This is a genomic window from Lysinibacillus sp. LZ02 (genome assembly GCF_050613145.1).
Lineage (GTDB): Bacteria > Bacillota > Bacilli > Bacillales_A > Planococcaceae > Lysinibacillus_B.
Genome location: NZ_CP192507.1, coordinates 2691073 through 2703439, shown reverse-complemented (window position 1 = coordinate 2703439; position 12367 = coordinate 2691073). Strand labels below are relative to the sequence as shown.

The 12367-nt window shown below is 41.4% G+C and carries 15 protein-coding genes; 13 read left to right on the top strand and 2 right to left on the bottom strand.

Features of this window, described 5'->3' with window-relative positions; translation table 11 throughout:
* The first annotated feature begins 44 nt into the window (after window positions 1-44).
* From yqeH to ACQQ2I_RS13235, 10 genes are all read left to right on the top strand, one after another.
* On the top strand, window positions 45-1148 hold the full coding sequence (gene yqeH, locus ACQQ2I_RS13280; RefSeq protein ID WP_431027271.1) for a ribosome biogenesis GTPase YqeH: 1104 nt from the start codon (window positions 45-47) through the stop codon (window positions 1146-1148).
* Between the two features lie 39 nt (window positions 1149-1187).
* Complete coding sequence (gene aroE / locus ACQQ2I_RS13275; RefSeq protein WP_431027270.1) at window positions 1188-2018, top strand: shikimate dehydrogenase; 831 nt, start codon at window positions 1188-1190, stop codon at window positions 2016-2018.
* Window positions 2019-2023: 5 nt separating this feature from the next.
* Window positions 2024-2329: a ribosome assembly RNA-binding protein YhbY gene (gene yhbY, locus ACQQ2I_RS13270; protein WP_431027269.1), complete on the top strand. Its 306-nt coding sequence runs from the start codon at window positions 2024-2026 to the stop codon at window positions 2327-2329.
* Between the two features lie 11 nt (window positions 2330-2340).
* On the top strand, window positions 2341-2919 hold the full coding sequence (locus ACQQ2I_RS13265; RefSeq protein WP_431027268.1) for a nicotinate-nucleotide adenylyltransferase: 579 nt from the start codon (window positions 2341-2343) through the stop codon (window positions 2917-2919).
* Window positions 2897-3460 (top strand): bis(5'-nucleosyl)-tetraphosphatase (symmetrical) YqeK, encoded by a 564-nt coding sequence (gene yqeK / locus ACQQ2I_RS13260; RefSeq protein WP_431027267.1) that lies wholly within the window; start codon window positions 2897-2899, stop codon window positions 3458-3460. Before ACQQ2I_RS13265 ends, yqeK begins: the two co-directional genes overlap by 23 nt.
* A gap of 3 nt (window positions 3461-3463) precedes the next feature.
* Window positions 3464-3811 (top strand): ribosome silencing factor, encoded by a 348-nt coding sequence (gene rsfS / locus ACQQ2I_RS13255; protein WP_431027266.1) that lies wholly within the window; start codon window positions 3464-3466, stop codon window positions 3809-3811.
* Window positions 3808-4545 carry a class I SAM-dependent DNA methyltransferase gene (locus ACQQ2I_RS13250; protein ID WP_431027265.1) on the top strand — a complete coding sequence of 246 codons (738 nt, stop codon included), beginning with the start codon at window positions 3808-3810 and terminating at the stop codon, window positions 4543-4545. The genes rsfS and ACQQ2I_RS13250 overlap by 4 nt, the downstream gene beginning before the upstream one ends.
* A gap of 341 nt (window positions 4546-4886) precedes the next feature.
* Window positions 4887-5480, top strand: a complete 594-nt coding sequence (locus ACQQ2I_RS13245; RefSeq protein WP_431027264.1) for a helix-hairpin-helix domain-containing protein — start codon at window positions 4887-4889, stop codon at window positions 5478-5480.
* Between the two features lie 128 nt (window positions 5481-5608).
* The gene (locus ACQQ2I_RS13240) at window positions 5609-6184 is read left to right on the top strand and encodes a ComE operon protein 2 (protein WP_431027263.1); all 576 of its coding nucleotides are present in this window, start codon (window positions 5609-5611) and stop codon (window positions 6182-6184) included.
* Window positions 6162-8453, top strand: a complete 2292-nt coding sequence (locus ACQQ2I_RS13235; protein ID WP_431027262.1) for a DNA internalization-related competence protein ComEC/Rec2 — start codon at window positions 6162-6164, stop codon at window positions 8451-8453. The genes ACQQ2I_RS13240 and ACQQ2I_RS13235 overlap by 23 nt, the downstream gene beginning before the upstream one ends.
* Window positions 8454-8519: 66 nt before the next feature.
* Here the strand turns inward: ACQQ2I_RS13235 and ACQQ2I_RS13230 are convergent, their stop codons facing one another.
* Entirely contained in the window at window positions 8520-8690 is a 171-nt protein-coding gene (locus ACQQ2I_RS13230) for a YqzM family protein (protein ID WP_391372343.1), read from the bottom strand.
* Between the two features lie 168 nt (window positions 8691-8858).
* Between ACQQ2I_RS13230 and holA the strand changes: the two genes are divergently transcribed.
* On the top strand, window positions 8859-9872 hold the full coding sequence (holA, locus tag ACQQ2I_RS13225; RefSeq protein ID WP_431027261.1) for a DNA polymerase III subunit delta: 1014 nt from the start codon (window positions 8859-8861) through the stop codon (window positions 9870-9872).
* Between the two features lie 95 nt (window positions 9873-9967).
* Here holA and rpsT read toward each other — a convergent pair whose 3' ends face one another.
* Window positions 9968-10216: a 30S ribosomal protein S20 gene (rpsT, locus tag ACQQ2I_RS13220; protein ID WP_431027260.1), complete on the bottom strand. Its 249-nt coding sequence runs from the start codon at window positions 10214-10216 to the stop codon at window positions 9968-9970.
* A gap of 164 nt (window positions 10217-10380) precedes the next feature.
* Here rpsT and gpr point away from each other — a divergent pair, with 164 nt between their 5' ends.
* Entirely contained in the window at window positions 10381-11400 is a 1020-nt protein-coding gene (gpr, locus tag ACQQ2I_RS13215; protein WP_431027259.1) for a GPR endopeptidase, read from the top strand.
* A gap of 55 nt (window positions 11401-11455) precedes the next feature.
* A complete protein-coding gene (gene spoIIP, locus ACQQ2I_RS13210; protein WP_431027258.1) occupies window positions 11456-12262 on the top strand; it encodes a stage II sporulation protein P in 807 nt (268 codons plus the stop codon).
* The last annotated feature ends 105 nt before the right edge of the window (window positions 12263-12367 follow it).

Here is a 12367-nt window from a genome sequence, read left to right as displayed (position 1 = left end):
GCTATTTGGCACAAGATGTGTGTTACTAAGGAGGATTTACAATAATGAACGAAATGCCAAATTGTATTGGCTGTGGAGCAGTAATTCAAACAGAAGATAAAACGGCGGTAGGGTATGCGCCTGTCTCATCCCTAGAAAAAGAAACAGTTATTTGTCAACGCTGTTTTCGTTTGAAAAATTATAATGAAATTCAACCAGTTAGCTTAACGGATGACGATTTTTTACGCATTTTAAACGGCCTTGGACAGCAAGAAGGCTTAATCGTAAAAATTGTAGATATTTTTGACTTTAACGGTAGTTGGTTACCGGGACTTCACCGCTTTGTAGGGAAAAATCCTGTATTGCTTGTTGCGAATAAGGCAGACTTATTGCCGAAATCAGTGAAAACAAACAAAGTGATTAACTGGTTAAAACGTGAAGCGAAGGCGCTTGGTTTAAATCCAGTAGATGTTATGCTTGTCTCAGCGCATAAAGGCAAAGGGATGGCTGAAGTTGTCGATGCGATTGAGTCTCATCGTAACGGGAAAGATGTATTTGTTGTAGGCTGTACGAATGTTGGGAAATCCACATTTATTAACCGCATTATTAAGCGTGCTACAGGGGAGGGTGAAGTGATTACGACGTCTCATTTCCCAGGCACAACGCTTGATATGATTGAAATTCCGCTTGATGATGGGTCAGCGCTGTATGATACACCGGGGATTATTAACCATCATCAAATGGCCCATTACTTAGATGCGTCTGAGTTAAAATATATTATGCCGAAAAAAGAAATTAAACCAAAAGTGTATCAGCAAAATGAGGGACAAACATTATTTATCGGTGCACTTGCCCGTTTTGATTTTGTAAAGGGAGAGCGTTCGGCATTTACAGTACATGTAGCGAATGATTTACCAATTCACCGAACAAAGCTTGAAAAGGCAGATAATTTATATGCAGAGCATAAGGGAGAGCTTTTAGCGCCACCGACAGCACAGCATATCGATCAATTACCAGAGCTTGTTCGCCATGAATTTTCGATTAAAGAGGGGAAAACAGACGTTGTATTCTCTGGGCTTGGCTGGATCACGGTGCAACATTCTAATGTTGTTGTTGCCGCTTATGCACCAAAAGGAGTACAAGTATTCATTCGCCCGTCGTTAATTTAAATGCAAGTTGTATAAGTCATGTGAAAAGGATGAGTGTAGATGAAAAAATGGTTTGCGGTTATTGGAGATCCGATTGCACAATCTAAATCTCCACATATGCATAATGCGTGGTATATGGAAGCAGGTGTGGACGCGGCTTATATTCCCGTTCATGTGAAACCTGAACATTTAGAGCAGGCGGTGGCATCGTTTAAGCTACTTGGCACAAGTGGCTGGAACGTTACGATTCCCCATAAACAAACAATCATTCCATTTTTAGATGAGTTAGACGAGTTAGCAGAGAAAATGGGCGCCGTAAATACCGTTGTACGTACAGCAGAAGGCAAATTAAAAGGCTACAATACAGATGGGGCAGGTTTTGTTCGTTCGCTAGAAGAAGCGGTCGGGACAATCCATCGTGATGAGCCTTTGCTGTTAATCGGTGCTGGTGGGGCGGCGCGCGGGATTGCGTTTGCGCTTCAACAAGCAGGTTATACAAAGATTACAATTGCCAATCGCACAGTCGCAAAAGCACAAGCGATTATTGATGAGATGCAAGCAGGTCGTGCGATATCGATGCAAGAAGCGGAAAGTACGCTTCATACGTTTAAAATTTTTGTACAAACAACACCAGCCGGAATGACAACAGGGGATTTTGACTTACCATTTTCTCTTGAAAAGTTCCCGACAGGCGCAATTGCGGCAGATATTGTGTATAATCCATTAATGACGCCTTTTTTACTAGCGGCTGAGGAAAAAGGGGCAAAAATTGTGAACGGACTTGGTATGTTCGTGCACCAAGGGGCGATAGCGTACGAGCATTGGCTCGGCTCTTCCCCAAATACAAATGCAATGATTGCTCATCTGACAGAGCAATTAGGAGGAAAATAATTTTTATGTTAACAGGTAAACAAAAACGTTTTTTACGTGCTGAGGCACATCATTTAGATCCGATTTTCCAAGTGGGGAAAGGTGGCGTAAACGATGCGATGTTACGCCAATTACGTGACGTATTAGAAGTACGTGAATTAATTAAAGTACGTATTTTAGATAACTGTGAAGAAGACAAACAGGATGTAGCGGAAGAATTAGCCCGTGGCACGCGTGCTGAATTAGTTCAATTAATTGGTTTAACAGTCGTGCTATATAAAGAATCACGCAATAATAAAAAAATCATACTTCCAAAAGCAAATAAAAAGTAAGGTGAGGCTAGATGAAAAAGGTCGGTATTTTGGGTGGTACATTTAATCCACCGCATATCGGACATTTAATGATGGCAAATGAAGCTTATCATGCATTAGGGTTAGATGAAGTGCGCTTTATGCCGAATGCCATTCCACCACATAAGGAATCGAGCGGGGCAACAGACGAACAGCGAAAGAAAATGGTGGCGCTTGCGATTGCTGACGTGCCGTATTTTATACTGGAAACGTTTGAACTGAGGCGAGGTGGTTTATCGTATACATATGATACGATGCAGGCACTTACGACATCTGAACCGAATGTGCAATTTTATTTCATCATCGGCGGTGATAGTATTGATTCTCTTCACACATGGTACTGCATTGATCAATTGGTACACATCGTACAATTTGTCGGGTTTAAGCGGCCAGGGAGTGAAGGAACGACACATTATCCGATGACGATGGTTGATGCACCTCAAATCGACCTTTCATCTACTTTACTGAGAGAGCGTCTCGCTCGTGGCGGTACGGTTCGTTATTTAGTGCCGGAGCAAGTAGAGGCATTTATTCGAAAGGAAGGGTTATATGGAGCGAGAACATTTGCTTGATTATATCCGTCCACGAATGCCAGAAAAGCGTTATATTCATACGCTTGGTGTCATGGAAACAGCGATAGCACTGGCAAACCGCTATGGTGAGGATGTTAAAAAAGCTGAAATGGCAGCTATTTTACATGACGTAGCAAAATTTGAAGATGAAGAAGGCATGCGCGATATTGTGCGTCACAATGGGTTAGACGAGCACTTAATTCCATGGGGTGCTGAAATTTTACATGGCCCCATTGCCGCTTATCGTGCACAACATGAGCTAGGCATTCAAGATGAAGATGTATTAAATGCGATGCGTTATCATACGACGGGACGAGTAAATATGAGCAAATTAGAGCAAATTATTTATATCGCGGATATGATTGAACCAAATCGTAAATTTAATGGGGTAGAAGCGTTACGTGAAGTAGCGAACGAAGACTTAACAAAAGCAATGCGTGCATGCATTTATCATTCTGTGAAGTTTTTAGTCGATACGGAACAAACGATTTATCCGCTATCAATTGAGTGTTATAACCACTATTTAGGAGAGGAACTTTAATATATGAACGAAACGTTATTACAAATTTCTTATAAAGCAGCAGACGATAAACACGCGGAGGATATCGTGGTGCTAAACATGCAAGGGATCTCTTTGCTAGCAGATTATTTTATCATCTGTCACGGGAATTCTGACCGTCAAGTACAAGCCATTGCACGTGAAATCCAAGAAAAAGCAGAAGAGAACGGCTACGAAGTAAAACGTATGGAAGGGTTTGATTCAGCTCGATGGATTTTAGTCGACCTTGGGGATGTAGTGGCGCACGTGTTCCATAAAGATGAGCGTGGATTCTACAATTTAGAACGTCTATGGGGAGACGCACCTCAGCTAGAAGTGCCGGAAAATGAATGAGTAGCTACGAACGTTTTGCCTATGTGTATGACGAACTCATGACCGATATTCCGTATGATGAATATGTTGAGTGGATTCAATTGCATGCACCAATCACAGAATATCCGACACTATTAGATATCGGCTGTGGAACAGGTACGCTAACAATGAAGCTATATGACGCAGGGTATAAAGTGAGTGGCATTGACCTTTCAGAGGAAATGTTATCCGTTGCACAAGCACGTGCGCAAGAAAATGGAAAAGCCATTCCCTATTTTGCAATGTCAATGGATGAGTTAGAAGGTTTTCATGCATTAGATGTAGCGATTATTCCAATCGATTCTATTAATTATGTAACAGAGGAAGTTGCTGTTTTCGAGACATTAAAACGTACTTATGAGGCATTGCGTCAAGGTGGGCAACTGTTTTTTGATGTGCATTCATTATTTAAAATGGACGAAATCTTTTTAGATGGTCCGTTTACATATGATGATGGGCGTGTGACGTATATTTGGCATACGGAACCGGCAGAGCATGAACACTCCGTCTATCATCAAATGAGTTTCTTTGTGGAAACGGAAAACGGCTTATACGAGCGTTTTGACGAGGAACATTTACAGCGTACATTTTCCGTAGAACAATATGTAAAGTGGCTACAGGAACTAGGCTTTACAGAAGTCCAAGTAACAGCGGACTGGTCATTCGAAGCACCGGAAGAAGAGAGCGAGCGTATTTTTATCCGAGCAGTAAAATAATAGAGAAAGGGGTGTCCAAAAGTTTTTTACTTTTTGGACACCCCGTTTTTTATTTATATCAGTTTATTTTCACCTTGTAGCAGAACGATTGACTGTAAAATCGGAGCTTTGTGGTGGCTTTATGCTCGGATAGCGAGTGCTTTTGCCCGGATAAGGCAAGGTTATGCTCGTGCCTGGTTGTTATGATCGGACACCGCGACTTTATAATGCTAAATTAGCCAATTCCCCCTTTTAAAAAGACGGAATGTTTTGTATATTAAAAGAGACTCCATATGATGTTGCCTTCTAGATGAAAGGGTGTTTGTATTATCCAGAATCTAATTGCAAAGTATGGGAAAAGAGTGCTGCTGCCTAGCATTCTTTGTGTCACTGGTATCATCGCATTTACATTTTTACGAGAAGAGGAAGAACCCTCGTTTGAATTCATTACTGAAGTGGAACAAGAGCCGATTGAAGTCGTTGCGGAAGAAATCGAAGTAGAACAGCAACCACCGCGCATTTTAGTCGATGTGAAAGGTGCAGTGAAATATCCTGGGGTGTATGAATTGACGGAAGCAGATCGCGTTGTCGATGCCATTACGCTAGCTGGTGGCTATGTGGACGGTGCGAATGCGCAGCTCATTAATCACGCACAAAAGCTGCAAGACGAAATGGTCATTTATATTCCGCTTGAGGGACAAGAGACGGAGCTAGACATTCAACATTTTATCAGTAGTGCTAGTAGTTCCAGTGCTGGCAGTGGGAAAGTAAATATTAATACAGCGGATGAAACGCAACTGACAACGCTCCCTGGAATTGGACCTGCTAAAGCAAAGGCTATCATCGCTCACCGAGATGAGCACGGAAAATTTCAGGCAATCGAAGGGTTAAAAAATGTTACAGGAATCGGGGATAAAACATTTGAACAGTTGAAAGATTTGATTGATATAAAGTGAAACGGCAATTAGCGGGCGTTTTACCTGCCCGTTAATGCAGGATATAAATAGTAATTGAAAAATTGAGACATTGCCACGCGCGCGCATTTTGACTAAACTATCAATAAGACAACATTGGAGGTAGTCATATGGAGCGAATTACATGGGATCAATTTTTCATGGCACAAAGCCATTTATTAGCATTACGAAGCACATGTACGAGATTAGCAGTTGGTGCAACGATAGTGAGGGAAAAACGTATTATTGCCGGCGGTTATAATGGCTCCATTTCGGGTGATGAACACTGCATCGATCAAGGGTGTTATGTAGTCGATAATCATTGTGTTCGCACAATTCACGCCGAAACGAATGCCTTATTACAGTGTGCCAAATACGGTACACCAGCGAACGGTGCAGATCTTTACGTTACACATTTCCCATGTCTACCGTGCACGAAAACGATTATTCAAGCGGGTATTAAAAATGTGTACTATGCAAAGGATTATAAAAATAATCCATATGCCCTGGAGCTATTCGAAAAAGCAGGGGTTCATGTCGTACATATTCCGTTTGACGATGCCAAAATTGACTTTTTAAAAGATGAAAAGTTCCAATTAGCACTCGACATGCTGCAAAAAATGCGTGAGCTTGGTGTTTCGGCAGAAGAATTGGTCCCTTATGAGGAGAAGGTGAACCAATTATTTGGTAAATTACTTAAAGCATAAATGGATGTACTATGCCTTATCGGTTTTAGTTGCTGCAGTAGCAGCACATGAATCGGTAGGGCTTTTATGTTTTTTAGGGTTAATAAGTGCTTGGTGTTGGTACCGAGGATTTCAAAAAGTGCATGTCGTGGCGGTGATCGTGACCGGGCTACTGACATGTAGTTATTTTAGCTGGCAGTTGGCGAAGTTAGAAAAGCCGCTAATCTTCCCGACAACCATGATATTTACAGATACGTATACCATAAACGGAGCCACATTAAGAGGGCTGATGAAAGATGAGCAGGGGCGGCTCGTATATATGGTGTACACATTTCAAACAGAAAGCGAGAAAAAAGCGTATGAAAATACACCTCTTGCTCGCACGGTCTTTTATGTAGAAGGCAGTATGGAGGAGCCAAGTGAACGCGCGCATCGTTACCATTTTGATATGAGCGACTATTTAAAAAGCAAAGGGGCAATTGGGATTGTAGACGTTTCAATGCTTCAACCTATTGGTCAGGAGAAATCGTTTGTAAAGCGCATTTACCAGCAACGATTTATACTAAGTGGGCATATTGAGAGTGTGTTTCCAGCGTCACTAGCGGCAGAAGCACAAGCATTAATCATTGGTGTGAAAGATCAAGTAGATGATGATATCAATCGGGCGTATCAAAAACTCGGGATTACCCATTTATTTGCGATTTCAGGTTTACATGTAGCGCTGTTATCACTGCTGTTTTTCCAAGGCATGCTAAGGTTACGTGTAAGGCGCGAGTTTGCGACACTTGCTTTAGTTCTTATTTTACCGATATATGCCGTGCTCGCGGGCGGGGCGCCGTCTGTTTGGCGTGCTGTATCGGTCGTAGAATTTGTTATGTTGGCCCGCTATTTGAACTGGCGCCTGCCAATTGACGATGCATTAGCGATTAGCTTTATCGTGTTCGTCATATTACAACCAGGCACGATCTATCAAGTCGGCTTTCAACTGTCTTATTTAGCGACGGCTAGCTTAATCTATTCGGGGCCTATTTTAGCGAGAGCAAGCTCGTGGTGGATGCAAGGCTTTCTCATGACATTTGTTTGTCAGCTATTAACGTATCCGATTTTACTGTCTCATTTTTATGAGCTGAGCTTATCGTCATTTTTAGCGAATATTGTATTTGTGCCACTTTTCTCTATTGTCGTATTACCTGTGAATATCGCATTGCTTGTCATTTCCTTTATACCGGGTCCCTTTGCTAGTTGGTGCTTTGCCTTATATGAGCCGGCGCGTTCATGGCTAACAGAAGTCATCTTATTTTTGCAAAGCTTCCCGTACCAGATGTGGGTAGCAGGAAAACCGTCCATCGTTTGGGTAACGATTTTATATGGCAGCGTTTTTGTGACATTTTTATTATTAACGAAAGGGGCAAGGCTTTGGAAAGTAGGCGGCGCTTTATTGATCCCTGCGCTATTATTTCAGCTGAGTCATTATACAGAGCGAGATATGATCGTCACGTTTATCAATGTTGGACAAGGGGATTGTATTTTAATTGAACTACCACGCCGTCAAGCCGTTTATATGGTGGATACGGGGGGCGTGCTGCGTTTTCAGCAAGAAGCATGGAAGCAGCGAAACAATGCCTATGAGGTTGGTACGCAAATTGTACTTCCGTATTTAAAAGGAAAGGGCATTTCAACGCTCGATACATTAATCATTACACACGCAGATGCAGATCATGTGGAAGCAGCGGAGGAAATCGTAAAAGAAATACGTGTAGGAGAAATTCATATTACACCAGGGTCCCATACGAAAGAAGTCATGCGTGATTTACTTAGTGAAGCGCAACGAAAACGTATACCGATTCAAGAACAAATAGCAGGCGCGGGTTGGCAAAAGGGAGAGGCAGTATTTCGTTATATATGGCCGGTAGAGACAAATTATGAAGGAAATAATGACTCACTTGTTTTATTTATGAAGTATAAGGCATTTACAGCGTTATTTACGGGTGATTTAGAGAAAGAGGGGGAACAAGTACTTCTTGCGCGTGAAGGGGCTGAAATCGCCAATATAGACGTATTAAAGGCAGGTCATCATGGCAGTAAAACATCGAGTAGTGAAACATTTGTTGCGCATGTGAGCCCTCGGTTAACGATTTTTATGGCGGGGCAAAACAATCGCTACGGACATCCGCACATAGAAGTGGTGGAACGATTCCAATCGCGCAATTTGCGGTATATCGTCACAGGGGAGGAAGGGACGATAGAAGTGAAGGTGAATCAAAGGGGAATGAGCGTGAGTAAACAATAATGAAATAGTAAAAGGGCGTATCTTAAAAAATGTTGTTTTAAGATACGCCCTTTCGGATAAGTAAAATTAACGCATAGCTACTTCTACGATCATCGCGATGACGAACATAGTAACGAAGAAACCAGTTGACACGGCGAAACCGATAGCTGCATCAGGGAAGTCGTTGCCTTGCATTGCACGACCGCGGCCTTCGAATGGATTTTCAGTTACGTAATTTGGATCAGAATGTCCTGCCATAATTATCCCTCCTACTCTTGTTCAATTATAAGTCAATGCCTAGTAAAAAGCTATATACAAAGCGATAATTTCATGACTAGTCTGATAGCGATTTTGCCTTAAAATATTCACATTCCTGACGGTTAAAGTGTATACTAGAACTTACAAAAATGAGAGGGGGCTCTGTCCGTGAGTTTTACAAAAGTATGGCAAAATATAAAGAGCGGGCAAATCGCACCTGTATATTTACTCGTTGGCGAAGAATCTTATTTCATTGATGAAACAATCAAGCGTTTAAAAAAAGCAATGGGCAATGAAGAGGAAGCCGATATTATTCAATTTGATTTAGAGGAACAGCCGCTCGATTATGTCATCGATGAAGCAGACACCATTCCGTTTTTCACAGCCCGTAAACTTATTATCGCCAAAAACGCCTCGTTTATGAAGGCAACTGAAAAAGGAAAAGAAAAAATAGACCATAATGTGGCACGGCTAGAAACATGGTTAAGTAACCCAAGTGATACAGCCGTCACGGTATTTATCGCGCCGTATGAAAAATTAGATGAGCGAAAAAAAGTAACAAAATTAATGAAGTTAAAGGCATTAATGCTTGAAGCCGTCACGCCGCAAGAAAATGATTTATATGTGTGGATTCAAACAGAGGTACAAGCATACGGCAAAACGATCACAGAAGCAGCGTCTGTGAAGCTAGTGGAGATGGTTGGCGCTAGTATGTTACAGCTACAAATGGAAATCGAAAAACTTGCGCTATACTTAGGCGAAGAAGTAGAAATTGATGTTGAGCTTGTGGAAGGCTTAGTCGCCAAGACACTTGAACATGATGCCTTTAAAATGCTCAAAGCGTATTTAGCCCACAATCAGGCAGAAGCTTTGTCGATTTATCACGATTTACTCCGTCAAAAGGAAGAGCCGATTGCATTGGTCGGGCTACTTGCCTCTAATATTCGAACGATGAGCAATGTGTTTTATTTAAGTAAAAAAGGCTACTCACAGCATCAAATTGCCAAGCATTTAAAAATCCACCCGTATCGTGTGAAAATGATGCTAGAGCAACGTCAGAAGCCGTCAGAGCAGCGACTACTACAAGCTTTATATAGCTTAGGGAACGTCGATTTACAATTAAAATCAGTAAGCGGCAATCGGGAGCGTTTCCTTGAAATGTTTTTAATGAAGCCCTTATAGGGTCCTGAAAGCCTACAGAAAGACAACTCTTTCTGTAGGCTTTTTCCCATGTAAAAAGGCCGGATGCAAATGCATTCCGACCTTAAGCTTCATTATTAAGCTTTTTTAGCTAAACGTGATTTTTTACGAGAAGCTGCGTTTTTGTGGATAAGACCTTTAGAAGCAGCTTTATCAAGAGCTTTAGAAGCAGCAACTACTAATTCTTGTGCGTTGTCAGCACCAGCAGCGATTGCTTGCTCAGCTTTCTTCACAGTTGTACGCATAGCAGACTTCGCTTGAGAGTTTGCTTCGTTTGCTTTAGTAGCAACTTTAACGCGTTTGATAGCAGATTTAATGTTTGGCATAACTTTCACCTCCTAATTATAGGTACGAGATGAGTATTTTCTCACTTATTTCATGTGTCAATACAACAAAAATCATTCTACCAAACGACAACGAGAATTGCAACACATAAATGCAAAGAATATTTACTTGACAGTTAGAACATACTAAAATTTGAGGTGAGAACATGACAGAAATCAACTGGAGTAGAACCGATTTAATCGATGAATCAGAGCAAGTCGTTGCCCATCAAACCCAGAAAAATAAGCGTACGCTCGAGGAAACAGCGGGTGTTATTTTAGAAGAATGGGATGAACAACGCGTAAAAGTGACGAGGGTAACAGTAAATGAGGAAGGCAGTAAGCAAATCGATAAAAAAGTGGGAACATATATCACATTATCAATTCCTTCTTTGACAGTAGACGATACAGACGGCTTACAGCAACTCGAAAAAGTGCTGTCAAAACATTTAAAATCTCTACACGAACCGCTAAAAATCGATAAACAAGATCGAGTTTTAGTAATCGGTCTGGGCAATAAAACGATTACACCAGACGCCATCGGACCATTTGCTATTGATGCGATGCAAAAGCAATTTGAAGAAGAGCGCAATGAACAGTTTATTATGTATGCACCAGGCGTCACAGGGCAATCAGGATTCGAAACGAAGGAGTTTGTCGAAGCGCTCGTCAATAAAATCAAGCCGGCGTTAGTCATCGTCATTGATGCATTAGCGACTCGCTCAAGTGAACGACTATGCCGAACAATCCAAGTAACAGACACAGGGATTCACCCAGGCTCTGGTGTAGGGAATGAACGGGCAGAAATTTCAAAGGAATCGCTCGGGGTGCCTGTCACGGCAATCGGTATTCCAACCGTGGTCGAGGCGACCGTATTATTAGCGGATGCTATTGATACGGTATTTCGTACAATTGCTGGGAAGATTGCAGAAAAAAATGCACCTTCTAGTAAATTATCTGTCACATCATGGCAACCAAGTGCTTCTACCCCAATTGATTATGAGCTAGTAAAACCTATTTTTGGTGAATGGTCCACTTGGACGAAAGCAGATCGTGTGCAATTGTTGGAAGAAATTTTTCATAGTCGAGAGCGTCTTATTGTCACGCCGAAAGAATGTGATATTTGGTTGACACACTACGCTTTGCTCGCAAGCAATAGTTTATTTAGATGGATTAAAGCGACTTAAAAAATCGTTCTAAACGCATCATCTTCTCCATAGGATAGGGGGAGGAGATGGTGCTATGAATAATATAAAAGGATTTATACTATTTTTATCGTTGCTATTTTTAATGCCCATCATTATTGGGCAATTGCCATTCCCGAATAATGAACATCTATCAGCCCCAGTACAAAAGGAACAAAAGCTTGTGTATGCTTCTACTAATCCCAGTCCTAGCCCTAATCTAGCTACTACCCCTATAGAAAAACGTATTTTACTAGTATTTACGCACTCCCATGAATCTTATAAGCCGATTGTGAAAGCAAACAGTGGCACAGAAGCCAATTATGATGAACAATTTAATATTTTTTCACTCCGTCAACAAATGGAGCAGTACTTTTTAGAGCAAGGCATCGAGGCGCAAAGTTTAGAAGTCGACTTAATGGCAGAAAATTTAGCACAAGGAAAGAAAATTGCGCAAGCCTACCACACAGCGCGCCCATTTATTGAAAAGGCGATTGCAACGGAGAAGTATGATTTAATCATTGATTTTCACCGAGATTCAGTAGGGAAAAAGGGCACAACATTAGTGAATGGCGATACGAGTTATGCAAAAATAGCCTTTGTTGTGGGTGCTGAACATGAAAATTATCGTTGGAATTTATCGCATTCTGAAAAGTTACACGCCCATTTAAATGAACTGATGCCAGGTATTTCACGCGGTGTATTAAAGAAAGAGGGCGAAGGGGTAAATGGCGTTTACAATCAGGATTTGGCGAAAGAAATGATTTTAGTTGAGTTAGGTGGTATCGACAATACGGAGCAAGAATTAACACAAACACTGGATGTCTTGACAGAAGCGGTAGGGAAATTACTAACTAGTGAGTAATTTTGTCTGCGAACAAAGAAAATGCTTTCATAATATAGAAATTAGTACATGTTTTGTACACTCCAACATTGCTAAAATGGGGTTTTCATTGCTATAATTCAGTAT